Genomic DNA, 25607 nt, shown 5'->3' on the forward strand with positions numbered 1-25607 from the left:
GGCGGCACCGCGGTGATCCCGGGCCTGGCCGAGAAATGGGACATCTCCCCCGACGGCCTCGGCTACACCTTCCACCTGCGCAAGGGCGTGAAGTTCCACAGCACCGACTACTTCAAGCCGACCCGCGAGTTCAACGCCGACGACGTGCTCTTCACCTTCCAGCGCATGCTCGACAAGGACCACCCCTTCCGCAAGGCCTACCCCACCGAATTCCCCTACTTCACCGACATGGGCATGGACGCCAACATCGCCAAGGTGGAGAAACTCGACGACAGCACCGTCAAGTTCACCCTCAACAGCGTCGACGCGGCCTTCATCCAGAACCTGGCCATGAGCTTCGCCTCGATCCAGTCCGCCGAATACGCCGACCAGCTGCTCAAGGCCGGCAAGGCCGCCGACATCAACCAGAAGCCCATCGGCACCGGCCCCTTCGTCTTCAAGCGCTACCAGAAGGACGCGCAGATCCGCTTCGCCGGCAACAAGGACTACTGGGTGCCCGGGGACGTGAAGATCGACAACCTGATCTTCGCCATCAATACCGACGCCTCGGTGCGCATGCAGAAGCTCAAGGCCGGCGAATGCCAGGTCACCCTCTTCCCGCGCCCGGCCGACCTGGACGCGCTGAAGAAGGACCCGAACCTGAACATGCCGTCGCAGCCGGGCTTCAACCTCGGCTACATCGCCTACAACGTCACCCACAAGCCCTTCGACAAGCTCGAGGTGCGCCAGGCGCTGGACATGGCGGTGAACAAGAAGGCCATCATCGACGCCGTCTACCAGGGCGCCGGCCAGTTGGCGGTCAACGGCATGCCGCCGACCCAGTGGTCCTACGACGAGACCATCAAGGACGCCCCCTACAACCCGGAGAAGGCCAAGGAGCTGCTCAAGGCCGCCGGCGTTGCCGAAGGCACCGAGATCACCCTCTGGGCCATGCCGGTGCAACGCCCGTACAACCCCAACGCCAAGCTGATGGCCGAAATGCTCCAGGCCGACTGGGCCAAGGTAGGCATCAAGGCGAAGATCGTCAGCTACGAATGGGGCGAGTACATCAAGCGTTCCAAGGGCGGCGAGCACGACGCCATGCTGATCGGCTGGAGCGGCGACAACGGCGACCCGGACAACTGGCTGGGCACCCTCTACGGCTGCGACGCGGTCAACGGCAACAACTTCTCCAAGTGGTGCGACGCCGGCTACGACAAGCTGATCAAGCAGGCCAAGGCCACCCCGGACCAGGCCAAGCGCACCGAGCTGTACAAGCAGGCCCAGCACCTCCTGAAAGACGCCGTGCCGATCACCCCGATCGCCCACTCCACCGTCTACCAGCCGATGCGCAAGAACGTGCAGGATTACAAGATCAGCCCGTTCGGCCTCAACTCCTTCTACGGCGTGAGCGTCGGCAAGTAAGCTGGCTAACCGGGGCCTTCGGGCCCCGTTTCTTATTGGGTACAAACTCAACCGGAAATCGCCGTTTCAAGGAAGCCCGATGCGTCGAAGCCTGCTGTCCCTCGCTCTCTGCCTTCCTCTCTACGCCACCGCCAGCCAGTCCCTGGTGGTCTGCACCGAAGCCAGCCCCGAAGGCTTCGATATCGTCCAGTACACCGCCGCCACCACCGCCGACGCCTCGGCCGAAACCCTCTTCGACCGCCTGGTGCGCTTCGCCCCCGGCAGCACCCGGCTGCAACCGGGCCTCGCCGAAAGCTGGAGCATCAGCCCGGACGGCCTGGTCTACGAGTTCCAGCTGCGCAAGGGCGTGAAATTCCACACCAGCGACTACTTCAAGCCGACCCGCGACTTCAATGCCGACGACGTGCTCTGGAGCTTCCAGCGCCAGCTGGACAGCAACCACCCCTGGCACAAGCTGTCACCGCGTGGTTTTCCCTATGCCGAATCCATGGCCTTCGCACAGTTGATCGAGCGTATCGAGAAGCTCGACCCGCACCGCGTGCGCTTCACCCTGAAACACCCCGAAGCGCCCTTCCTCGCCGACATGGCCATGGGCTTCACCTCCATCTACTCGGCCGAGTACGCCGACCAGTTGCTCAAGGCCGGCACGCCGGAACGCATCAACCGCGACCCCATAGGCACCGGCCCCTTCGTCTTCGAGCGCTACCGCAAGGACGCGCAGATCCGCTTCCGTGCCAACCCGGATCACTGGGCGGGCAAACCGGCGATCGACCGCCTGCTGTTCGCCATCACCCCGGATCCCAATGTGCGCGTGCAGCAGCTCAAGGCGGGCGCCTGCCAGGTGGCGGTCTACCCTCGCCCCACCGATATCGCCGCGCTGCGCCAGGACCCGGCACTGGAGATACTCGAACTGGATTCCCTGCTGGTCGCCTATATCGGCATCAACACCCGCCACCCGCCGCTGGACGACGTGCGGGTGCGCCAGGCCATCAACCTCGCCTTCGACAAGCGCGCCTACCTGCGTGCCCAATACGGCGAAGGTAACGCCAGCATGGCCGTGGCGCCCTACCCGGCTACCCTGCCGGGTTTCAACGACAAGCTCGATCCCTGGCCCTTCGATCCCGAGAAAGCCCGCCGCCTGCTGGCCGAAGCGGGACACCAGGACGGTTTCAAGCTGAGCATCTGGACCCGCCCCGGCGGCGGCCCGACCAACCCCAACCCCGGCATCGGCGCACAGATGCTCCAGGCCGACCTGGCCGCCATCGGCATCAAGGCAGAGATTCGCGTCTATGAATGGGGCGAGCTGATCAAGCGCGCCAAGCAGGGCGAACACGACCTGGTGTTCATGGGCTGGGCCGGGGACAACGGCGACCCGGACAACTTCCTCACCCCCAACCTGTCCTGCGCCGCGGCGAAATCAGGCGAGAACCAGGCCGGCTGGTGCAACCGGGCCTTCGACGAGCTGATCCGCCAGGCCCGCGCCATTACCGACCCGGCCCGCCGCGCCGAGCTCTACCGCCAGGCCCTGGCGATCTTCCACGAACAGGCGCCCTGGATTCCCCTGGCGCACCCCAAGCAGTTCGCCGCCCTGCGCAAGGGGGTCGAGGGGTTCCAGCTGAGTCCGCTGGGGTCGAACAACTTCGCGCGGGTGAGGCTGAAGCTGTAGGGGCGAATTCATTCGCCAAGCGGGCCGCAGGTCCGCCCCTCAGGCCTCCAACCCGAACGGATCGTCGATGGAATGGCTCGGCCGGGTAAACCAGCGCGGGCCTTCGGCGGTCATGTAGAAATGATCCTCCAGGCGAATGCCGAACTCTCCCGGCACACAGATCATCGGCTCGTTGGAGAAGCACATGCCTTCGGCCAGCGGCGTCTCGTCACCGCGTACCAGGTACGGCCCTTCGTGGATATCCAGGCCGATGCCGTGGCCGGTGCGGTGCGGCAGGCCCGGCAGCTGGTAGTCCGGGCCCAGGCCGGCGGCCTCCAGGCAACGGCGGGCGGCGGCGTCCACCGAGCCGCAGGGTGCGCCAAGACGGGCCGCCTCGAAAGCCGCCTGCTGCGCCGCCTTTTCGATCTTCCAGAAGGCGCGCTGGCGCTCGCTCGGGGTGCCGAACACATAGCTGCGGGTGATATCCGCCTGGTAGCCATGGAGCTGGCAACCGGTGTCGATCAGCACCATGTCGCCGTCCTTCAGCACCTGCGCGTGCTTCACCCCGTGGGGGAAGGCGCTGGCCTCGCCGAACAGCACGATGCAGAAGGTCGATCCCGGCGCGCCTACCCGGCGGTGCGCCTGGTGGATGAATTCGGCCACCTCCGTGGTGCTGATGCCTTCGCGCAGGATGCTGGCGGCGGCCTTGTGCACCTCCAGGGTCATGTCCTTGGCCCGCTGCATCAGCGAAAGCTCGGTGGCGGACTTGTGGAAACGGCAGGAATCGATCACGCAGGCGGCGCTGACGAAGTCGTAACCCGAAGCTAAGCGGCGGATGCCGTCGAACATGAAGAAAGCCAGGGATGGGCACAGGCCCACCACCGCGTCCGGCGCGATACCCATTGCGCCGAGCATCTCCAGCAGCAGGCGATAAGGGCTCTCGTGTTCCTGCCAGGTGTGGATAACCCCTTCCACCTCACGGAAGTCGCGGATGGTGCCTTCCTCGAAGGCCGGGGCGATATAGGCCAGCGGGCCGTCGGCGGGCAGCACGGCGCCGACCATGCGTTCGCTCGGGCTCCACTTCACCCCGGTGAAGTAGCGCAGGTTGCTCCCGGCATTGACGTAAATGGCCGCGATCCCCTGCTCGCGCATCAGGCCCTGGGCCCTGGCGATACGCGCCTGGTATTCGTCGAGGCCGATGGGCTCGACGCCCGCGGTCATGTTGCCCAGGCCGGCGAGGGCCTGTTCCGGGGTCTTGCCACCCACTCCCACTGTCATCTTGTTCTCCTGAGGGATGTTGCAGTGCGCCAAATTTAAGCACTACTTAAATGCTCGTCCAAGCAATTTTTCAGTGCCACTTAAATTTCAACAATGCGACAAGCCTTTTCTACGATGCGTCGCCCGTTATACTGGCGCCCTTCAGAACAAGAGCCACGCCAATGACCGTAGAACAGATCGGCGAACGGCTGCGCCGCTTTCGCCGCGCCGCCAACAAGACCCTGAACCAGGTAGCCGCCGAATCGGGCCTCACGGCCAGCTTCCTGTCCCAGGCCGAACGCAACCTCACCGGCGTGTCGATCTCGTCCCTGGCCAATATCGCCAAGTCCTTGGGGATTCCCCTCAACGCCCTGTTCGACCAACCCACCCAGCCCCAGCCCGATTCCCACCAGGGCCAGCGCGTGCGCTACACCATCGGCGGCCAGCCGCTGGCCTACGAACGCCTGTCCAGCAACTTCCCGGGCAACCTGATCAACGCGGTGAAGATGAGCATGCCGGTGGGCTACCAGTCCGAACTCATTTCCCACGACGGCGCCGAATTCGCCTACGTGCTGTCCGGGCAGATCGTCTACACCATCGAAGGCCGCAACTACCCCCTGGGTCCGGGGGATTCGGTGCATTTCGACGCCGCCAAGCCGCACTTCCTCGCCAATACCGGCGACGAGGTGGCAGAGGTGCTGACGGTCACCACCATGGGCCTGTTCGACGACCACCCCACGACCTGACCGGCCGGTTTCCGCAAGTAAGCACCACTGAATTTAAGTTGACCTTAATTTCAGCATCACTTAAGTTCGGCCTCGGCCGGCAGCGGTGTAAACATCCCCTTCTCCCCTGCCGCCTTCGCCCGCCCGGGAGCGCCGGCATCCGGCCCCCGGACATGCGATCGACGGGCAACCCGCGGCTCACCAGGCCGCGAGGTCAGGTGTAACGGACAGCAAGCGCCGAGCACCTGGTACGCCGCCCTCAGAACAACAACAACGAGGTTCGCATGCGTCAGAAAACCAAGCTCAAGACCATGATCGCCGCCGGCCTGCTGCTCGGCTCCGGCCTCTCCCACGCCGCCAGCAACCTGGTGTTCTGCTCCGAAGGCAGCCCCGCCGGCTTCGACCCGGGCCAATACACCACCGGCACCGACTTCGATGCCACCGCGGAAACCATCTTCAACCGCCTGACCCAGTTCGAACGGGGCGGCACCGCGGTGATCCCGGGCCTGGCCGAGAAATGGGACATCTCCCCCGACGGCCTCGGCTACACCTTCCACCTGCGCAAGGGCGTGAAGTTCCACAGCACCGACTACTTCAAGCCGACCCGCGAGTTCAACGCCGACGACGTGCTCTTCACCTTCCAGCGCATGCTCGACAAGGACCACCCCTTCCGCAAGGCCTACCCCACCGAATTCCCCTACTTCACCGACATGGGCATGGACGCCAACATCGCCAAGGTGGAGAAACTCGACGACAGCACCGTCAAGTTCACCCTCAACAGCGTCGACGCGGCCTTCATCCAGAACCTGGCCATGAGCTTCGCCTCGATCCAGTCCGCCGAGTACGCCGACCAGCTGCTCAAGGCCGGCAAGGCCGCCGACATCAACCAGAAGCCCATCGGCACCGGCCCCTTCGTCTTCAAGCGCTACCAGAAGGACGCGCAGATCCGCTTCGCCGGCAACAAGGACTACTGGGTGCCCGGGGACGTGAAGATCGACAACCTGATCTTCGCCATCAATACCGACGCCTCGGTGCGCATGCAGAAGCTCAAGGCCGGCGAATGCCAGGTCACCCTCTTCCCGCGCCCGGCCGACCTGGACGCGCTGAAGAAGGACCCGAACCTGAACATGCCGTCGCAGCCGGGCTTCAACCTCGGCTACATCGCCTACAACGTCACCCACAAGCCCTTCGACAAGCTCGAGGTGCGCCAGGCGCTGGACATGGCGGTGAACAAGAAGGCCATCATCGACGCCGTCTACCAGGGCGCCGGCCAACTAGCGGTCAACGGCATGCCGCCGACCCAGTGGTCCTACGACGAGACCATCAAGGACGCCCCCTACAACCCGGAGAAGGCCAAGGAGCTGCTCAAGGCCGCCGGCGTTGCCGAAGGCACCGAGATCACGCTCTGGGCCATGCCGGTGCAACGCCCGTACAACCCCAACGCCAAGCTGATGGCCGAAATGCTCCAGGCCGACTGGGCCAAGGTAGGCATCAAGGCGAAGATCGTCAGCTACGAATGGGGCGAGTACATCAAGCGTTCCAAGGGCGGCGAGCACGACGCCATGCTGATCGGCTGGAGCGGCGACAACGGCGACCCGGACAACTGGCTGGGCACCCTCTACGGCTGCGACGCGGTCAACGGCAACAACTTCTCCAAGTGGTGCGACGCCGGCTACGACAAGCTGATCAAGCAGGCCAAGGCCACCCCGGACCAGGCCAAGCGCACCGAGCTGTACAAGCAGGCCCAGCACCTCCTGAAAGACGCCGTGCCGATCACCCCGATCGCCCACTCCACCGTCTACCAGCCGATGCGCAAGAACGTGCAGGATTACAAGATCAGCCCGTTCGGCCTCAACTCCTTCTACGGCGTCTCCAGCCAGCGCTGAGCCAAAGGGGCCGGGCAACCGGCCTCCTTGCATTCCTCATGACGGCACCAGACCGGACGAGGCTTATCCCGACTGCCACAACGAACGCCAGGCGCCGCGCCCGACACACTCGGGCCGGTGCCTCCGCCCACGCGGCCTAAACTGCTGGGAACGGCCAGCTTCACTGGCCGGTATCAAAAGATGAGGAGTGATTCGCCCAAATGCTGAGTTTCATCGCACGCCGACTGGGGCTGCTGATCCCCACCTTCTTCGGCGTCACCCTGCTCACCTTCGCCCTGATCCGCCTGATCCCCGGCGACCCGGTGGAAGTGATGATGGGTGAGCGCAGGGTCGACCCGGAAATGCATGCCCAGGCCATGGAGCGCCTCGGCCTCAATAAACCGCTGCCGGAACAGTACCTGGACTACATCGGCAAGCTGGCCCAGGGCGACCTGGGCGAATCCCTGCGCACCCGCGACGGTGTCTGGAACGAGTTTCTCACCCTCTTCCCCGCCACTCTGGAACTGGCGCTCGCCGCGCTGATCTTCGCCGGCACCCTCGGCGTGCTGGCCGGTGTGATCGCCGCGCTCAAGCGTGGCTCGCTGTTCGACCACGGGGTGATGGGCATCTCCCTGGCCGGCTACTCCATGCCGATCTTCTGGTGGGGCCTGCTGCTGATCATGTTCTTCTCCGTGGGCCTGGGCTGGACCCCGGTATCCGGGCGCATCGACCTGCTCTACGACATCGAGCCGGTCACCGGCTTCATGCTCATCGACACCCTGCTCAGCGAGGAGGAAGGCGCCTTCGTCGACGCCCTGCGCCACCTGATCCTGCCGGCCATAGTGCTGGGCACCATCCCCCTGGCGGTGATCGCCCGCATGACCCGCTCGGCCATGCTCGAAGTGCTGCGCGAGGACTATGTGCGCACCGCCCGCGCCAAGGGCCTGTCGCCGGCCCGCGTGGTCTTCGTCCACGGCCTGCGCAACGCCCTGATCCCGGTGCTCACCGTATTCGGCCTGCAGGTGGGCACCCTGCTCGCAGGCGCGGTGCTGACCGAAACCATCTTCTCCTGGCCGGGCATCGGCAAATGGCTGATCGAAGCCATAGGCGCCCGTGACTACCCGGTGGTGCAGAACGGCATCCTGCTGATCGCCTGCCTGGTGATCCTGGTGAACTTCGTCGTGGACATCCTCTACGGCCTGGTGAATCCACGCATCCGCCACCAACGCTAAGGAGACCTGAACGTGAACGCCATGCAACCCCAGGTCGACCCGAGCATCCTCTATCCCTCTCCCCTCAAGGAGTTCTGGAAGGCCTTCGCCCATAACAAGGGCGCCGTCGGCGGCCTTGCCTTCATGATCCTGATCGTGATCTGCGCCCTGTTCGCCCCCTGGGTCGCCCCCCACGACCCCAGCGAGCAGTTCCGCGACTTCCTGCTGACCCCGCCGGCCTGGCTGGAAGGCGGCCAGGCGCAGTTCCTGCTCGGTACCGACGAACTCGGCCGCGACGTACTCTCGCGCCTGATCCACGGCGCCCGCCTGTCCCTGCTGATCGGCCTGTCTTCGGTGGTGATGTCGCTGATCCCCGGCATCCTTCTCGGCCTGGTGGCGGGTTTCTTCCCGCGCCTCTTGGGCCCGTCGATCATGCGCCTGATGGATATCATGCTGGCCCTGCCCTCGCTGCTGCTGGCGGTGGCCATCGTCGCCATCCTCGGCCCGGGCCTGATCAACACCGTGATCGCCATCGCCATCGTCTCCCTGCCCTCCTACGTGCGCCTGACCCGCGCCTCGGTGATGGGCGAGCTGAACCGCGACTACGTCACCGCCTCGCGCCTGGCCGGCGCCGGCCTGCTGCGCCTGATGTTCGTCACCGTGCTGCCCAACTGCATGGCGCCCTTGATCGTCCAGGCCACCCTGAGCTTCTCCTCGGCCATCCTCGACGCCGCCGCCCTGGGCTTCCTCGGCCTCGGCGTGCAACCGCCCACTCCCGAGTGGGGCACCATGCTGGCCTCTGCACGCGACTACATCGAACGCGCCTGGTGGGTGGTCTCGCTGCCCGGCCTGACCATCCTGCTCAGCGTGCTGGCGATCAACCTGATGGGCGACGGCCTGCGCGACGCGCTGGACCCGAAACTCAAGAACGCAGTCTGAGGAGCCCGCCATGAACGCCTCCGAATCCATGCCCATCATCGGCGCGGTGCGCACGGCGCACCCTACGGCCGACCTCTGTAGGGTGCGCTGCGCGCACCGCAGCTTCGTAGGATGGGTTGAGCGCAGCGATACCCATCATTTCCGGCCGACCTCTTCGATGGGTATCGCTCTGCTCCACCCATCCTACGACCGCCCTTGCGCCCGCCTGGAGACCGCCGCATGAGCCTCCTTGAAATCAAGAACCTGTCCGTGCGCTTCGGCGACGCCAATGCCGTCCCGGTGGTGGACGGCCTCGATATCTCGGTGAACAAGGGCGAAGTGCTGGCCATAGTCGGCGAGTCCGGCTCCGGCAAGTCGGTGACCATGATGGCGCTGATGGGCCTGATCGACGCCCCCGGCCGCATCACTGCCGACAGCCTGCGCTTCGACGGCCATGACATGCTCAAGCTCAAGGGCAGGCAGCGTCGCCACATCGTCGGCAAGGACCTGGCGATGGTCTTCCAGGACCCGATGACCGCCCTCAACCCCAGCTACACCGTGGGCTTCCAGATCGAGGAAGTGCTGCACCAGCACATGGGCCTCAAGGGCAAGGCCGCGCGCCAGCGTGCCCTGGAGCTGCTGGAACGGGTGGAAATCCCCGGCGCCGCCAGCCGCCTCGACGCCTACCCGCACCAGCTCTCCGGGGGCATGAGCCAGCGCGTCGCCATCGCCATGGCCATCGCCGCCGAACCCAAGCTGCTGATCGCCGACGAACCCACCACCGCCCTGGACGTGACCATCCAGGCGCAGATCATGGACCTGTTGCTGGACCTGCAGCGCGACCAGGGCATGGCCCTGGTGCTGATCACCCACGACCTCGCCGTGGTAGCCGAAACCGCCGACCGCGTCTGCGTGATGTACGCCGGCCAGGCGGTGGAGATCGGTGAAGTGCCGCGCCTGTTCGACGCCCCCACCCACCCCTATACCGAAGCCCTGCTCAAGGCCATTCCCGAGCACAGCCTGGGCGCCCATCGCCTGTCCACCCTGCCCGGCATAGTGCCCGGCCGCTACGACCGGCCCCACGGCTGCCTGCTGTCGCCGCGCTGCCCCTACGGCCAGTCCAATTGCGTGGCCCAGCGCCCGACACTGGACCCGCACGCCCATGGTGCCGTGCGCTGCTTCTACCCCCTGAACCTGATCGAGGTGGCGCGATGAGTGCCGTATTGACCGCCCGCGACCTGCATCGCCATTACGAAATCTCCCGAGGCCTGTTCAAGCCCCATGCCCTGGTGCGTGCGCTCAATGGCGTGTCCTTCGAGCTGGAAGCCGGCCGCACCCTGGCCGTGGTCGGCGAATCCGGCTGCGGCAAGTCCACCCTGGCCCGCGCCCTGACCCTGATCGAGGAACCCTCCTCCGGCTCCCTGCAGATCGCCGGCCGCGAAGTGGCGGGCGCCAGCAAGGAAGAGCGCAAGCAGTTGCGCCGCGATGTGCAGATGGTCTTCCAGAACCCCTACGCCTCGCTCAATCCGCGGCAGAAGGTGGGCGACCAGTTGGCCGAGCCGCTGCTGATCAACACCGGCCTGTCCCGCGCCGAACGCCGCGAGCAGGTGCAGGCGATGATGCAGCAGGTGGGCTTGCGCCCCGAGCACTACCAGCGCTATCCGCACATGTTCTCCGGCGGCCAGCGCCAGCGCATCGCCCTGGCCCGCGCCATGATGCTCAACCCCAAGGTGCTGGTGGCGGACGAGCCCACCTCGGCCCTGGACGTGTCGATCCAGGCCCAGGTGCTCAACCTCTTCATGGACCTGCAGGAGCGCTACAACACCGGCTACGTGTTCATCTCCCACAACCTCGCGGTGGTGCGCCACGTCTCCAACGACGTGCTGGTGATGTACCTCGGCCGCCCGGCGGAAATGGGCCCCAGCGAGCTGATCTACAGCCGTCCGCTGCACCCCTATACCAAGGCCCTGCTCTCGGCCACGCCGGCCATCCACCCGGACCCGAGCAAGCCGAAGATCAAGATCGCCGGCGAACTGCCCAACCCGCTCGACCCGCCGACCGGCTGCGCCTTCCACAAGCGCTGCCCTTACGCCACCGAGCGCTGCAGGGTGGAAGTCCCGGAACTGCGCCTGCTGGATGCCCGCCAGGTGGCCTGCCACCATGCGGAGACCATCAACGCCTGATTCGCCACCGGAGAACCTCTTCCTGTAGGGGCGAATTCATTCGCCCCTACAAGTAATTGGCCAGCCCCTACAGGTCCCGCAACACTGCCAGCCTCACCCCGAACCCCACCAGCACCCCGCCGAACAGCCACTGCTGCACCCGCTGCACCAGCGGCCGCTTGCCCAGCCAATGACCCAGGCCCTCGCCCACCAGGGCATAGCCGGTGTCGAACAACAACCCCACCGCCACCAGCACCGCTCCCAGCAAGGCGAACTGCAGTCCCAGAGGTCCAGCCTCGGGGCTGACGAACTGCGGCAGCAGCACCGAACAGAACACCAGCGCCTTGGGATTCAGCAGGTTGGTCAGCAGCCCCCGGCGCAGCGCCTGCCAATAGGCCCGCGACGGTGTCCGCTCGCCCTCCACCACCAGTGCCGAGCCCTCCGCCTGGAGCAGCTTCAAGCCCAGCCAGAGCAGGTAGGCGGCGCCGGCCAGGCGCACCAGGTCGAAGGTCCAGGGCGCGGTGCGGAACAGCACCGCCAGGCCAAGGCCGGCCAGCGCCACGTGGCAGCTGCGCGCCAGGGCCAGCCCCAGCGCGGTGGCCAGGGCCATGGCGCGGCCCTGGCGGGCGCCGGTCTGCAGCAGGAGGATCATGTCGGGCCCGGGCAGCAGGTAGACCACCGCCAGGGCGATCAGGAAAGCGGTCATCGTCTTCGCTCCAGATCAGCGCTTGGAGAAAAGATTCTAGGGCCGAAGGTCGGGGCAGGTGCTTGCGTATCTGGCTGATAAAGCCATGCTTTCCAGCATTTCCTGCCAATCCAAGCGATCTACACAAGCCATTTATGCCAAACCTTAGACTCGACGCCCTGGACCACCGGATTCTCGTCGCCCTGCAACGCGACGGTCGCCTGTCCAACGTGCAACTGGCCGAGGAAATCGGCCTGTCCGCATCCCCCTGCCTGCGCCGGGTCCGCCTGCTGGAGGAAGCCGGGGTTATCCGTGGCTACCACGCCAGCCTCGATCGCGACGAAGTGGGCCTGGGCCTGACGGTATTCGTCGGGATCAAGGTGGAACGCCACCACCAGGAACAGGCCGATGCCTTCCGCGAGGCGGTGATCAGCCTGCCGGAAGTCATCTCGGTGCACCTGGTGTCGGGGGAGTCGGATTTCCTGCTGCAAGTGGTGGTGCCGGACCTGCGCGCCTACGAACACTTCCTCACCGGCACCCTGCTCAGGCTTCCGGGAGTCAGCGACATCCGCAGCAACTTCGCCATCCAGACGGTGAAGGCGCCGGCGCCGCTGCCGTTGAATCATTTGCCGAAATAAGCAGGGCTCGAACCGCTCTTCTGTAGGGGCGAATTCATTCGCCAAGCAGTCCGAAGGGCTGCCCTCCATGAGCCAAAGGGGGGGCCGCTACGCGGCCCTTGGCGAATGAATTCGCCCCTACATCCCCCAAAACCAGCCCTGCAGGGTGGGGAAATCCTACCGCCCGAAGAAGGCGTAGAACTCCCGCAGCTCATCCTGGGAATCCTCCAGGCTCATGGCGGTGAAGCGCAGCACCTGGTTCGCCGGGCACTGCGCCAGGCGGCCCAGGTCCAGGGGGTGGACCCAGCCGAGGGTGGGATAGCCGCCCATGGTCTGGCGGTCGGCCATGAGGATGATGGGCTGGCCATCCGGCGGCACCTGGATGGTGCCGCTGACCACGCCCTGGGACCATTGCCGCTGCGGCGCGAGCAGGGGCTCGCCCTCCAGGCGGGCGCCCATGCGATCGGACTGCGGGCTGAGCTGCCAGGGCCGATCGAAGAAGGCGCGGGCCTGGGCTTCGTCGAAGCTCGCGGCATCGCCACCGATCACTACCCGCAGCAGCAAGGCCGCCTTGTAGTCGGGCTGCCAGGGCCAGGGCACGTTGGCGCCGCGAGGGAAATCGGCGTTGCCGCCGACGAGCAGATCGCCCGCGGCCAGCCGCGAGCCATTGCCATCCAACCCGCCAAGGCCTTCGCGCAGTTGGCAGGCGACGCTGCCCAGCACCGGTTCGGCGCGGATACCGTCGACCATGGCCAGGTAGGCACGCTGGCCGCTGCGGGCAAAACCTATCTGCAGGCGCTGCCCGGCCTCAAGGCGAAAGCGCGACCAGTTGTTCCGCAACTCGGCGTCCACGTTCAGCGGCATATCAGCGCCGGTCAGCGCCACCCAGAGGCTGCCTTCCGCCTCCAGCTCCACACCGCCCAGGGCGATTTCCAGCACGGCGCTGCCACGGGGATTGCCCAGCAGCCGGTTGGCCCATGCCGCCGCCAGCGGGTCCATCGGGCCGGCCGGCGAAACGCCCAGGTGCTGCCAGCCGAAACGGCCGGCGTCCTGCAGCAGACTCAGGGGGCCGGGCCTGATCACCCGCAGGCCGCTCATGCCTCGCCCCCTTCGGCGCGGTAGCGGGCTTCGTCTATGGCGAAGAAGCGCACCCGATCGCCCAGCGCCAGCGGACAAGGCGGTTCGCGCCGGGCATCGAACAAGGTCCAGGGGCAGAGCCCGAGCAAGTGCCAGCCGCCCGGGGAGGCCTGTGGATAAACGGCTGTCTGCCGCTCGGCGATGGCCAGGCTGCCGGCCGGTACGCGCAGCCGCGGGCGGCTGCGGCGCGGCAGTGCCAGGCGCGGGTCCAGGCCGCCGAGGTAGGCGAAGCCGGGCGAAAAGCCTATGGCGCCGACCCGGTATTCGGCGCTGCTGTGGACATCCACCACCTCGGCCACCGAAAGACCGCAGGATTCCGCGACCCAGGCCAGATCCTCGCCGCAGTACCACACGGGGATTTCGTGCAGCCGACCGGCGTCCATCCGCACCGGTTCCGCCAACCAGGCTTCCAGCACGGGCTGGATGTCCCGGGCCAGGGACTGGTGGTCGGTGCAGGTCAGGTCGTAGTGCAGCAACAGCGTGGTCCAGCCCGGCACCAGGTCCAGCAACTGGTGCCCGAAGCGCTGGCGCAGGGTCTCGGAGAGAGCGGCGATGCGCTGTGGCAGCCGGGCGTCCGGCTCGTCGGCCAGCACCAGCAGCAGGGCTTCGGCGCCGACGGGCTCAAGGCGGATCATAGGGCGTCCAGCTTGCCTCGCAGGCGGCGCAGCACCGCCAGGGATTCAGGATTGTCGCCGTGCACGCAGAGGCTGTCGGCGACCAGCCGCAAGGGCTTGCCGTCGATATCCGGGAAGGGCTCGCCGGCGGCAATGGCCAGGGCCTGGTCGATGATGCGCCCGGCGTCGTGGTGCACGGCACCGGCCATGCGCCGAGGCGCCAGCTGGCCGTCGGAGAGGTAGGCGCGGTCGGCGAAGGCCTCGAATATCAGCGGCACATCGGCGGCGTCGGCCAGTTGCAGTTCGCGGCGGTTGTCCGCCAGGGCCAGCACCATCAGCGGCAGGCCCTTGCGGTAGCTGGCGCAGGCGTCGAGCACGGCGGCGAGCAGGGCGTCGTCCCGCACCAGGTCGTTGTACAGGGCGCCATGGGGCTTCACATAGGCCACCTGGGTACCGACGGCGCGGCAGAAGGCCTCCAGGGCGCCGATCTGGTAGAGCACCTGGGCGCGCACCTCTTCCGGCGTGCAGGCCATGTGACGGCGGCCAAAACCGGCGAGGTCCGGGTAGGCCGGATGGGCGCCGATGCGCACATCGTGGCGCAGCGCCAGTTCGACGGTGCGCTGCATGGTGAGGGGGTCGGCGGCGTGGAATCCGCAGGCGAGGTTCGCCTGGTCCACCAGCGGCATGGCGTGTTCGTCGGCGCCCATGTGCCAGGCGCCGAAGCTTTCGCCCATATCGCAGTTCAGCAGGATTCGTCTGTTCATGGAGGGGATTATGGCTAAAAGCCGCCGCTATTGTAGGAGCGAATGCTTTCGCGATGGCCGCACAGCGGCCCGTAGGGTGGACCACGCTTCACCGGTCCACCTTTCGTGGTTCGCCCGGGCTCCGCTGGTGGATGTGAAAAGCGACATCCACCCTACGCACAGGGACAATTCGTTCAGCCTTCAGCCTCCAGCCCCGTAGGCGCGGCGCCTTCAATACACGTCGCGGCGGTAGCGGCCTTCATCGCTCAGCTGTTGCAGGGCCTCGTCGCCCAGGAGGTCGCGCAGGGTGCGGTCGACGCCTTCGGCCATGCCCTGCAGGCTGCCGCAGACATAGATCACCGCGCCCTCGGCCAGCCAGGCGCGCAACTCGTCGGCGGCTTCGCGCAGGCGGTCCTGCACATAGACCTTTCCGGCCTGGTCGCGGGAGAAGGCGAGGTCCAGGCGCTGCAGATCGCCCCCGGCCAGCCAGCCTTGCAGTTCATCGCGACAGTAGAAGTCGTGGGCCTGGTTGCGCTCGCCGAACAGCAGCCAGTTGCGCTTGCGGCCGGCGGCGATGGCCGCCTTGAGCAGGCTGCGCAGGCCGGCGAGGCCGGTGCCGTTGCCGATGAAGATCAGCGGGCGCTCTTCATCGATCAGGTGGAAGCGGCTGTTGCGGCGCAGGCGCACGGGCACCAGCGCGCCTTGCGGCAGGTAATGGGTCAGCCAGCCCGAGGCGATGCCCAGGCTGCCATCGGCATGCTGTTCCTGGCGCACGATCAGTTCCAGCGCACCGTCGCTGGCCAGCGAAGCGATGGAGTACTGGCGCACCGCGAGGCCGATCAGCGCCTGCACCAGGGCCTGCGGCTGCAGCCCCACCAGATGCTCGAAGGAGCTCGGCAGCAGGCGCCCGGCCAGGGCCTGGCGCAGCGGCTGGCGCACGCCGTCCAGCTCCACCGGGGCGTCGCCATCCAGCTTGTGCTGGTCGAGCCAGGCCTGGATACGCGGCTCGGCCTGGCGCGGGAGGATCTCCACCAGGTCGCCGGCCTGCCAGAGCAGTTGGCTGCCCGCCGGGGCACGCAGGCGCAGCAGCCAGGTGGATTCGCCCTGGCTGCCCGGATTGAGGTGTTCACGGCCTTCCAGGGTCCAGCTCTCGAAGGCCGGGCCACTCCAGGGCGTCAGCGCGGCGCTGCCGGAAACCTCGGCCAGTTGCTGCTGCCAGTGCTGCAGGGCGCCGCTGTCGCCGTTGTCCACTTCCACCGGGTCGAACAGCTGGCTGGCGCCCTGCCCTTTCAACCAGGTCTGGAGGCGGCGGCCGAAACCGCAGAACTGCTCGTACTGGCGGTCGCCCAGGGCCAGCACGGCGAAGCGCAGGCCGGCGAGCTGGGAGGCCTGGCCGAGTACCTTGCGCTCGAAGCCGCGGGCATTGTCCGGGGCCTCGCCGTCACCGAAGGTGCTGACCACGAAGAGTGCGTTGCGCGCCTGGGCCAGGCTGCCGCTGTCCAGCGTCGCCAGGGGCTCGACCCGGACCGGCAGGCCGGCGGCCCGAAGCTGGCCGGCGCTCTGCCAGGCCAGTTGCTCGGCGAAGCCGCTCTGGCTGGCGAAACCGATCAGCCAGGAATCCTTGCCGCCGCTCTCGGCCAAGCCGCTACGGGCGGCCTTGACCGCGCGCTTCTTGCGCCGGCGATCGAGGTAGAGCAGCCAGCCGGTGACGAAGAACAGCGGCATGGTCAGGCTGGCCAGCATCATCAGGATGCGGCCCGGCAGGCCGAAGTATTCGCCCACGTGCAGGGCGTAGACGCTGGTGAGCAACTGGGCCTTGAAGCTCTTGTCGCTGTAGCGTTCGCTGCGCATCACCTTGCCGCTGGCCGGATCGAGGATGATCTGGTTCAGGGCGCGCGGGTGGGCGGCGTCTTCCAGCACGTAGAAGACGGTGGCCGGCTTGCCGCCTACCGGCGGCAGGCGCAGGTTGTAGGCGCTCATGGTCGGGCCGGCGGTCTCGCGAATGCTCTTCCATACGGCGTCATAGTCCACCACCGGCGGCGGGCCGGACGGCGCCTGCATCCCTGGACGACCGCGCCCTTCGCCACGGCGCTCGCCGGGCTTGCCGTGCTGGCCGGCGGGCCCGTCGGCGAGCAGGCGGTTGAGGCCTTCGCGGTACCAGTCGTAGGACCAGAACAGGCCGGTCAGCGCCGCCAGGAGATAGAACAGCAGGCACCAGGTGCCGGCCACGGCGTGCAGGTCCCAGTTGAAGCTGCGGCCCTTGCGCGACCAGTCGAGGGTCAGCCAGGCGCGCCAGCTGCCGGCCTTGCGCGGCCAGCGCAGGTAGAGGCCGGAGAGGCAGAAGAAGACCAGGATCAGGGTACAGGCGGCGGTGATCTGCTTGCCGAACTCGCCCATGGCGAGGTAGCGGTGCAGCTGCAGCATCAGGCCGAAGAATTGCTGGCCCACCGGTTCGCCCAGCAATTCGCCGGTGTAGGGATCGAAATAGCGCATGGGGCCGCGGCGCTCGCCGGGAGCCGGTGCGAAGAAGACTCGGGCGGCATGGCCGGAGCCGGTGTCCACCCTGAGGTCGGCGACCCTCTTGCCCTCGGCGGCTTCTATCCTGCTCACCAGCTCGGCCGGCGGCAGTACGCCAGCCTCACGCACCTGCACGGTGAGGGTGTCGGGATTGAGCAGGCGGAGGATTTCCTCCTGGAAGCTGTAGGCCGCCCCGGTGATGCCCATCAGGGCCAGTACCAGCCCGGCACTGATACCGAACAGCCAGTGCAGCTGGAACAGGGTCTTCTTCAACACGTGATATCCCTCGGACACGCGCCTGGCGGCGCGTCGAATCGCTCGTTCGCGGTCGGCCCCATGCCGAACCGGAAGCGATTTTATTTGAGAACGGGATGCATTAAACCAGGAATCGGAGCTTTTACCTTTTATTTACAGCAAAGCGGGCCCCGCACCAGGCGGGGCCCGCGACTCGTCCGTCAGAACGAGTAGGTGGCGGTCAGGATCGCCGAACGGGCATCGCCGTATTCGATGGCCGAGGAACGCGCGTCGGTGCCGTTCTGCAGACGCACACGCTCGACGTAGTCCTTGTCGAACAGGTTGTTGACGTTCAGCTGCAGGTCGAGGTCTTCGTTGACCCGGTAGCCGACCATGGCGTTGTGCAGCCAGTAGGCGTCCAGCTTGGCGGTGGTGCTGGAGCTGACGTTACGCTCGCTGACGTAGCGCGCGCCGTAGCCCAGGGTCCATCCTTCCGGCAGTTCGTAGGTGGTCCACAGGTTGAAGGAGCGTGGCGGGGTGTTGCCCAGCGCCTGGCCTTCGCGGGCGATACCGGCGGCGGTGTCGGCAGCCTTCAGCGTCTCGCTGGACTGGAAGGTGTAGTTGGCGAAGACGTCCCACTGCTCGGTGATGTGGCCGGTCAGGCCCAGTTCCACACCCTCCACGCGCTGCTTGCCGGCCAGTTGGGTCGAGCCGTCGGCCATGGTTTCACGCGCATTGGTCTTCTCCACACGGAACAGCGCACCGTCCACCTCCAGGCGGCCAGCCAGCAGCTCCCACTTGGTGCCCAGTTCCCAGGTCTCGTTCTTTTCCGGATCCAGGTTCTCGGTCGCCGCGGTCAGGCCGCCACCGTTGGAGGCGATGCCTTCGGCCGTGGGGTTGAAGGAGTTGCCCCAGGCCACATAGAAGCGACCGTTTTCCACCGGCTTGTAGACCAGGGCGGCGCGGCTGCTGAGCTTCTCGTCCTTGGAGGTGAAGCTGCCGGTCGGGGCGTGGGTCGCCGAGAAGGTGTCGCTGTGGCCCTTGAACCAGTCATAGCGCAGGCCGACATTGAGGTCCCATTGCTCGTGCAGGGCGATGGTGTCGAAGACGTACAGCGCCTTGTCGTCCAGCTGGTTCTCGGTGTAGCTGCTGGTGGTCTTGTTGACCGGACCATCCCAGTGACCGGGCGGGTTGCTCAGGTCGAAACCGTTGGACGGGTATACCGCATTGCCCAGGCCATGGTTGTAGCTCTTGAGATCGAAGTCCTCGCGGGAGATCTCGGCACCGGTCACCAGCTCATGGCCGAGGCCGAGGGTGTCGAAGCTCGCGCGCAGGTTGGTCTGGTTGATCCACATCTCGGTGGTGGTGTCACGGCCGGAAGCCTGCGGACCGGCCGGGCGGTAACGGCCCGCCGGCACGCCGGTGAGGTTCACGTGGGATGCCGAGACGATGGTGTTGCGGTCGATGCGGCTGTAGCGCGTCAGGTTCTGCAGGCGCAGGTTCTCGTTGAAATCGTGCTCGAGGTTCGCGGTGAAGGCGTTCTGCTCGATCTCGTCCTTGTCCAGGTTTTCCCAGCCGAAGTAGTCCTCACGGCTGACGCCGCCGAGCTTCTTGCCGTTCAGCGCGGGTACGCCGTAGTCCGGCAGGTTGTCGTCGGTCTGGTGGAAGGCGCTCAGGGTCAGGCGGGTGGAATCGTTGAAGCCCAGGCGCAGGGAGGGCGCCACGCCCCAACGCTCGCGGTCGATCTCGTCGCGGCCGGGCACGTCGTTCTCGTGGGCCATCAGGTTCACGCGGAAGGCGCTGTTGCTGCCCACGCCTTCCAGCGGCTGGTTGGCGTCCAGGGTCAGGCGGTGGTAGTTGTCGGTGCCGAGGCCGCCGCCCAGGCGGGCGAAGGCGCGGTCCATGGGCTGCTTGCTGATGATGTTGATGCTGCCACCGGTGGTGCCGGCGCCGCCGAACACCGAGTTCGGGCCCTTGATGACCTCGACCTGCTCGATGTTGAAGGTGTCGGTACGGCTGGTCTGGGCGCTGTCGCGCAGGCCGTCGATCTGGATGTTGTTGTTCGCGGAGAAGCCGCGGATGTTGATGCTGTCGCCGGAGCCGCCGCCGCCCTCGCCGGCGTTGAAGGTGATGCCGGAAACGTTGGACAGCACCTGGCGCAGGCTCAGGGCCTGCTGCTCCTGGATGACTTCCTTGGGTACCACGGTGATGGTCTGCGGGGTATCCAGCAGCGGCGCGGTGTATTTCGCGGAGGAGGATTGCTCGACCTTGTAGGTCTTTTCATTCGATTTGCCATCGACGTTGACGGTGCCGAGCTCCAGGGCCTTGCCCTCTTCGGCGGCCAGCGCCAGGCCGGTGGAAGACGCCATGGCCAGGCCGACGGCGGAGGCCAGGAGGGCCCGTTGCGGCAGGTTGTTCTTTTTGCTCATAAGAATCACTCCCCAGTGAAGATGGGGCGCGATTCTATTTGCGAATGTTTATCAGTAAATATTCCTACACGGACTTTACACAATCTTTACATTCGTTGCAGACAAACCCTTCAGACAAACGCCTCAGAGAAAAGCGGCAAAAAGCAACGAAAAATCAATTGATAGGCATTAAAAGCGGAAAAACAGACAGGAATCCGCATGCAACGGCAGATCTGCGCCCGGTCGCTGACGCCAATAGTCCACCAGTCTTTTGTCATGTTTCACACATTCCAGGGGCGAGTGGCGGAGGCGGCCCGCTCAGCGCCAGATCAGCGAGGCGTCGATATCGGCGAGGGTCGGGCAACCGGTCAGGGCCATGGCCACCTCAAGCTCGGTGCGCAGCAGATGCAGCACATGGGCGACACCCGTGGCGCCTGCCGTGGCCAGGCCGTGGATGTAGGGGCGGCCGATCATCACGGCGCTGGCCCCCAGTGCCAGGGCCTTGAGCACATCGGTGCCGCGACGGATACCGCCATCCAGCAGCAGCGGCACCCGCCCGGCGACGGCCTGCGCCACGGCAGGCAGCACATCCAGGGTGGCGGGCAACGTGTCCAGGGTGCGGCCACCGTGGTTGGACACCACGATTCCCGCGACGCCCTGCTCCACCGCCCTTGCGGCGTCCCGCGCGCTCATCACCCCCTTCACCAGCACCGGCAGCCGGGTAAGGGATTGCAGCCACTCCAGGTCCTTCCAGGTCGGCGCGTGGGCCAGCAGCGGGCTGCCGAACAGCGGGCTGGCCCCGGGCTGGGCAACGCTGGGCGGCAAGTTGCGCATGCCCCTCAGGTTCACCGCTTCGACGCCATCGGGAAGGGCGAAGCCGGCACGCTGCTCGCGGTTGCGCAGGCCGTTCACCGGCGCATCCACCGTGACCATCAGCGCCCGGTAGCCCGCCGCCTCGGCGCGCCGCACCAGCTCCCGGGTGAACTCGCGGTCAGGCTGGATGTAGAGCTGGAACCAGAGCGGCGTCTGCGCCGCCGCGGCGATGGCCTCCAGGCTGACGCTGGCCTGGGTGCTGACCACCATGGCCGCGCCCATGGCCGAGGCCCCCAGCACGGTTGCCAGTTCACCCTCGGGGTGCGCCAGCTTCTGGAAGGCCACCGGCGCCAGCAGGATGGGATAGCCCAGGTCGAGCCCGCAGAGTTGCAGGCGCGTATGGCCGCCGCCGAGGTCGTCCAGCACCCGGTTGAGCAGGCGCAGGCGCTGGAAGGCCGCCAGGTTGTCGGCCAGGGTCAGCTCGTCCGCCGCGCCGCCGGCCAGGTAGGCCCAGGCCCCGGGCGCCATGCGCTCGCGGGCGAAGGGCTCGTAGTCGGCAACCGCGGCGATTTCCGCGGGAATCTGCTGGAGCTTGGGAAGAGGTGTCATGGCGCGGGTCGCCCTCCATGGCGGCGCCCGCCGGAACAGCCGGCCGACAAGGGTTCGCCAGTAAAAGTGGCGCTCATCTTACTGGGGCGGGAAAGCGCGGGGGAACTGGGACGAAGTGCCGCGCCGGGTGGCGCGGCACAAGGCAAGGCTCAGAACGACAGCGTGGCCGAGAGGATGGCCGAGCGGGCATCGCCATATTCGATGGCCGAGGAACGTGCCGCATCGCCCAGGGTGGTGCGCACGCGCTCCACATAGTCCTTGTCGAACAGGTTGTTGAGGTTCAGCTGCAGGTCCAGGTTCTCGCTGGCCTTGTAACCCAGCATGGCGTTGTGCAGCCAGTATTCGTCCAGCTTGATCCGGTCGTTGGACGAGGTCAGGTTGCGCTCGCTGACGTAGCGCGTGCCATAGCCGACGCGGACATTGCCCGGCAGGTCGTAGGTGGTCCACAGGTTGAAGGAGCGCGGCGGCGTGTTGGCCAGGGCCTGCCCCACGGTGGCGAGGCCCTTCGGGGTGTTGGCGTCCTTGCGGATTTCGCTGTCGAGGAAGGTGAAGTTGGCGAACAGGTTCCACTCGTCGGTGAGCTTGCCGGTCGCCGCAAGCTCTATGCCCTGCACCCGGCGATCACCCGCCAGGGCGGTGGAACCGTCGGTCATGGTGACCCGCGCATTCTTCTTCTCCACCTGGAAGATGGCGGCATCCAGCCCCAGGCGACGATCCAGCAGCTCCCACTTGGTACCCAGCTCCCAGGTCTCGTTCTTCTCCGGACCGAGCTTCTGGGTTGCCTCGCTGAGGCCTGTGCCCGAAGTGGCGAGGTTTTCCGCCGAGGGGTTGAAGGAGTTGCCCCAGGCCACATAGAGGCGGCCGAAGTCAGTGGGCTTGAACACCAGCCCGGCACGGCTGCTCAGGCGCTCGTCGCTGGAGCTGTAGCCCTTGGTGGTCCAGGCGCCCTTGGCCAGGCTGCGGTTCTCGGCGTCGCCATCCACCCAGTCGTAGCGCAGGCCTAGGCTCAGGTCCCACATCTCGTCCAGGGCGATGGTGTCGAAGGCATAGAGTGCCCGGTCGATCAGCCGCGTCTCCACCTTGGAGGAGGTTCCCTTGTCGGTCGGCCCGCTCCAGTAGCCCGGCGGGCTGGCCAGGAAGTAACCGCCATCGGGAAACTTGAGCCCGTAGGAGTAGACGTCGCGATCATAGGTCTCGCGGGACAGCTCGAAGCCACCGACCAAGGTATGGCCGAACCCCAGGGTGTCGAAGTCGGCGGTCAGGCTGGTCTGGTTGATCCACATCTTGCTGGTGACGTCGCGGCCGTAGGCCTGTGGGCCCGCCGGCAAATACTTGCCCGCGGGCAGCTTGTCGATATTGACGTGGGCGGCGGAGATCACCGTGTCGCGGTGGATCTGGCCGTAGCGGGTGAGGTTCTGCAGCGACAGGTCGTCGCTGAGCTGGTGCTCCAGCTTGAGGGTAATGGCGTTCTGGCCGATCTCTTCCTTGTCCAGGTTGCGAAAGCCGAAGTAAGCGTCGCGGCTGACGCCTGCCACCCGCTTGCCGTTGATGATGGGCACGCCATAGTCGGGCAGGTTGTCGTCGGTCTGGTGGAAGTAGCTCAGGGTCAGGCGCGTGTCTTCGCTCAGGCCCAGGGCCAGGGACGGCGCAAGCCCCCAGCGCTGGCGCTCGATCTGCTTGCGATCCGGCACGTCGTTCTCGTGGGCCATCAGGTTGAGGCGGAAGGCGCTGCCGTTGCCGACGCCATCCAGCGTCTGGTTGGTGTCCAGGGTCAGGCGGTGGTAGCTGTCGGTGCCCAGGCCCGCGCCGATGCGGGTGAAGGTTTCGCCCAGCGGTTGCTTGGTGATCTGGTTGACCGTGCCGCCGGTGGTACCCATGCCGCCGAACACCGAGCTGGGGCCCTTGATCACCTCCACCTGCTCGATGTTGAAAGTGTCGGTGCGGTTGTTCTGGGCGCTGTCGCGCAGGCCGTCGATCTGCATGTTGGAGCTGGCCGAGAAGCCACGGATGTTGATGCTGTCGCCGGAACCGCCGCCGCCCTCGCCGGCGTTGAAGGTGATGCCGGAGACGTTGGACAGTACCTCGCGCAGGCTCAACGCCTTCTGGTCCTGGATCACCTCCTGGGGAACCACGGTGATGGTCTGCGGGGTGTCCAGCAGCGGTACCGCGTACTTGACCGAAGACGAGCGCTCGACCTTGTAGGCCTTCTCGCGCTGGCCGTCGACATTCACGTTGTCCAGTTGCAGGGGCTTGCCCGATGCATCGGCCATGGCATGGCTGCCGAGGCCGGCCAGGGCGGTGCCGATGGTGGCGACCAGGAGGTTGCGCTGCGAAAGCTTGAATGGTGCGGCTTGGTGATCCATGAGAGTTCTCCCCGGTTGAATGGAGAGCGACTCTATTTAGGAATGATTCTCACAAAAAGCGGTCCGACGCAGGTTCGGAAATACCCTTGGGGAGAGCGGAAAATCCCTACAGCCAAGGCGACCAGGAGCAGTCGCCGTACCTGTGGGGGCGAATTCATTCGCTGAGGGCAACGCAGTTGCCCCATCGGAATCCTCAGGGCAGTCCTTCGGCCTGCTCAGCGATTGAAATCGCCCCCACAAAAGGAGAACACCGCCCTCCCTGGCGTGCAAAGAACAAGGCCCGCCGTTTGGCGGGCCTCGTTAGAAGCGCATGCAGTCTTACAGGTAGTAGGCCTTCAGCGGCGGGAAGCCGTTGAATTCCACCGCGCTGTAGCTGGTGGTGTAGGCACCGGTCGACAGCCAGTAGAGGCGGTCCTCGGCGGCCAGGTTCAGCGGCAGGCCGTACTTGTAGTTCTCGTACATGATGTCGGCGCTGTCGCAGGTCGGGCCGGCGATCACCACTTCTTCCACCTCGCCCTTCTTCTCCACCCAGATCGGGAACTTGATGGCTTCGTCCATGGTTTCGATCAGGCCGGAGAACTTGCCCACGTCGGTGTAGATCCAGCGCTCCACGGCGGTGCGCGACTTGCGTGCCACCAGCACCACTTCGCTGACCAGGATGCCGGCGTTGGCGATCAGCGAACGGCCCGGCTCGAGGATGATTTCCGGCAGCTCGTCGCCGAAGTCTTCCTTGAGGAAGCGGATGATTTCCTCGGCGTAGGTTTCCAGGCTGTTGGTGCGCTGGATGTAGTTGGCCGGGAAGCCGCCGCCCATGTTGATCATCTGCAGGGTGATGCCGTCCTCTTCCTTCAGGCGCTCGAAGATCACCTTGACCTTGGCGATGGCGGCGTCCCAGACGTCGATGTCGCGCTGCTGGCTGCCCACGTGGAAGGACACGCCGTAGGGCACCAGGCCCAGTTGCTTGGCGAGGATCAGCAGGTCCAGGGCCATGTCCGGGTTGCAGCCGAACTTGCGCGACAGCGGCCAGTCGGCCGAGGTGGAACCTTCGGTGAGGATGCGCACGTAGACCTTGGAGCCCGGCGCGGCCTTGGCGATGTTGCGCAGGTCGGCTTCGGAGTCGGTGGCGAACAGGCGCACGCCCTTCTCATAGAAGTAGCGGATGTCGCGGGCTTTCTTGATGGTGTTGCCGTAGCTGATGCGCTCCGGGCCGACGCCGGTCTTCATCACCTTGTCCAGCTCATAGATGGAGGCGATGTCGAAGTTGGAGCCTTTGTCGCGCAGCAGTTCGGTGATTTCGGTGGCCGGGTTGGCCTTCACCGCGTAGTAGATCTTGGCGAAGGGGAAGCAACTGACCAGCTGGTCGTAGGAATCGGCGATGGTCTGCTTGTCGATCATCACGAAGGGGGTTTCGTGCTTGTCGGCAAACGCCTTCATGCGCTGGAAAGTTTCGGGCAAGAAATAGTCTTCGACCTTGATCGACATGCGAGGGACTCCATATGGCAAAACAAACAAAAGTTGTTAGGGGTGGCCCAGTGTTGCGTTGGACAACGGGCCGGAACGTCTGATCAGTTTCCCCACTTTGGTTCGCCTACTTCCCAAGGCATGTCGCCGAGGATTTTCAGTCGTTGCGGACTGCAAACCTCTCGTCGTCAGTACTTGAGCCGGATGGATCGTTGCCAG

General features: G+C 66.1%; 20 protein-coding genes. 10 read left to right on the top strand and 10 right to left on the bottom strand.

Annotated elements, in window-relative coordinates; all coding sequences use genetic code 11:
• The coding region (locus tag ACFPU0_RS25215; RefSeq protein WP_377696031.1) for an ABC transporter substrate-binding protein at positions 1-1404 on the top strand (1404 nt) is incomplete at its 5' end.
• Between the two features lie 79 nt (positions 1405-1483).
• Positions 1484-3070, top strand: coding sequence for an ABC transporter substrate-binding protein (locus ACFPU0_RS25220; RefSeq protein WP_377696032.1), 1587 nt, complete (start codon positions 1484-1486; stop codon positions 3068-3070).
• Positions 3071-3109: 39 nt separating this feature from the next.
• On the opposite strand, the gene ACFPU0_RS25225 is transcribed toward ACFPU0_RS25220, so the two are convergent.
• Positions 3110-4327: a M24 family metallopeptidase gene (locus ACFPU0_RS25225; protein WP_377696033.1), complete on the bottom strand. Its 1218-nt coding sequence runs from the start codon at positions 4325-4327 to the stop codon at positions 3110-3112.
• Positions 4328-4488: 161 nt separating this feature from the next.
• Between ACFPU0_RS25225 and ACFPU0_RS25230 the strand changes: the two genes are divergently transcribed.
• The 7 genes from ACFPU0_RS25230 to ACFPU0_RS25260 all read left to right on the top strand — a co-directional run bounded on the left by ACFPU0_RS25230 (position 4489) and on the right by ACFPU0_RS25260 (position 11208).
• Entirely contained in the window at positions 4489-5052 is a 564-nt protein-coding gene (locus ACFPU0_RS25230; protein WP_377696034.1) for a cupin domain-containing protein, read from the top strand.
• A gap of 290 nt (positions 5053-5342) precedes the next feature.
• Positions 5343-6917: an ABC transporter substrate-binding protein gene (locus ACFPU0_RS25235; RefSeq protein ID WP_377696062.1), complete on the top strand. Its 1575-nt coding sequence runs from the start codon at positions 5343-5345 to the stop codon at positions 6915-6917.
• A 200-nt stretch (positions 6918-7117) separates the two neighbouring features.
• Complete coding sequence (locus ACFPU0_RS25240) at positions 7118-8128, top strand: ABC transporter permease subunit (RefSeq protein ID WP_377696035.1); 1011 nt, start codon at positions 7118-7120, stop codon at positions 8126-8128.
• Positions 8129-8149: 21 nt separating this feature from the next.
• Positions 8150-9046, top strand: a complete 897-nt coding sequence (locus ACFPU0_RS25245; RefSeq protein ID WP_377696063.1) for an ABC transporter permease subunit — start codon at positions 8150-8152, stop codon at positions 9044-9046.
• Positions 9047-9056: 10 nt separating this feature from the next.
• Positions 9057-9269 (top strand): hypothetical protein, encoded by a 213-nt coding sequence (locus ACFPU0_RS25250; protein ID WP_377696036.1) that lies wholly within the window; start codon positions 9057-9059, stop codon positions 9267-9269.
• Positions 9266-10240, top strand: coding sequence for an ABC transporter ATP-binding protein (locus ACFPU0_RS25255; RefSeq protein WP_377696037.1), 975 nt, complete (start codon positions 9266-9268; stop codon positions 10238-10240). The genes ACFPU0_RS25250 and ACFPU0_RS25255 overlap by 4 nt, the downstream gene beginning before the upstream one ends.
• Positions 10237-11208, top strand: coding sequence for a peptide ABC transporter ATP-binding protein (locus ACFPU0_RS25260; protein WP_377696038.1), 972 nt, complete (start codon positions 10237-10239; stop codon positions 11206-11208). The genes ACFPU0_RS25255 and ACFPU0_RS25260 overlap by 4 nt, the downstream gene beginning before the upstream one ends.
• 67 nt (positions 11209-11275) lie before the next feature.
• Here the strand turns inward: ACFPU0_RS25260 and ACFPU0_RS25265 are convergent, their stop codons facing one another.
• Positions 11276-11893, bottom strand: a complete 618-nt coding sequence (locus tag ACFPU0_RS25265) for a LysE family translocator (protein WP_377696039.1) — start codon at positions 11891-11893, stop codon at positions 11276-11278.
• Positions 11894-12027: 134 nt separating this feature from the next.
• Here ACFPU0_RS25265 and ACFPU0_RS25270 point away from each other — a divergent pair, with 134 nt between their 5' ends.
• On the top strand, positions 12028-12510 hold the full coding sequence (locus tag ACFPU0_RS25270; RefSeq protein WP_377696040.1) for an Lrp/AsnC family transcriptional regulator: 483 nt from the start codon (positions 12028-12030) through the stop codon (positions 12508-12510).
• A 156-nt stretch (positions 12511-12666) separates the two neighbouring features.
• On the opposite strand, the gene ACFPU0_RS25275 is transcribed toward ACFPU0_RS25270, so the two are convergent.
• From ACFPU0_RS25275 to ACFPU0_RS25310, 8 genes are all read right to left on the bottom strand, one after another.
• Complete coding sequence (locus ACFPU0_RS25275; protein ID WP_377696041.1) at positions 12667-13587, bottom strand: biotin-dependent carboxyltransferase family protein; 921 nt, start codon at positions 13585-13587, stop codon at positions 12667-12669.
• On the bottom strand, positions 13584-14261 hold the full coding sequence (pxpB, locus tag ACFPU0_RS25280) for a 5-oxoprolinase subunit PxpB (protein ID WP_377696042.1): 678 nt from the start codon (positions 14259-14261) through the stop codon (positions 13584-13586). Before pxpB ends, ACFPU0_RS25275 begins: the two co-directional genes overlap by 4 nt.
• Positions 14258-15004, bottom strand: a complete 747-nt coding sequence (locus tag ACFPU0_RS25285) for a 5-oxoprolinase subunit PxpA (protein ID WP_377696043.1) — start codon at positions 15002-15004, stop codon at positions 14258-14260. Before ACFPU0_RS25285 ends, pxpB begins: the two co-directional genes overlap by 4 nt.
• A 210-nt stretch (positions 15005-15214) precedes the next feature.
• On the bottom strand, positions 15215-17773 hold the full coding sequence (locus ACFPU0_RS25290; protein ID WP_377696064.1) for a PepSY domain-containing protein: 2559 nt from the start codon (positions 17771-17773) through the stop codon (positions 15215-15217).
• A 182-nt stretch (positions 17774-17955) separates the two neighbouring features.
• Positions 17956-20163: a TonB-dependent receptor gene (locus ACFPU0_RS25295; protein ID WP_377696044.1), complete on the bottom strand. Its 2208-nt coding sequence runs from the start codon at positions 20161-20163 to the stop codon at positions 17956-17958.
• A 297-nt stretch (positions 20164-20460) separates the two neighbouring features.
• Entirely contained in the window at positions 20461-21564 is a 1104-nt protein-coding gene (locus ACFPU0_RS25300; protein WP_377696045.1) for an alpha-hydroxy acid oxidase, read from the bottom strand.
• 149 nt (positions 21565-21713) lie between these two features.
• Positions 21714-23927 carry a TonB-dependent receptor gene (locus ACFPU0_RS25305; protein ID WP_377696046.1) on the bottom strand — a complete coding sequence of 738 codons (2214 nt, stop codon included), beginning with the start codon at positions 23925-23927 and terminating at the stop codon, positions 21714-21716.
• A 318-nt stretch (positions 23928-24245) separates the two neighbouring features.
• Positions 24246-25409, bottom strand: a complete 1164-nt coding sequence (locus tag ACFPU0_RS25310) for a type III PLP-dependent enzyme (protein WP_377696047.1) — start codon at positions 25407-25409, stop codon at positions 24246-24248.
• Between the last annotated feature and the right edge of the window lie 198 nt (positions 25410-25607).

Origin of the sequence: Pseudomonas sp. GCM10022186 (genome assembly GCF_042656385.1) — a bacterium.
GTDB lineage: Bacteria > Pseudomonadota > Gammaproteobacteria > Pseudomonadales > Pseudomonadaceae > Metapseudomonas.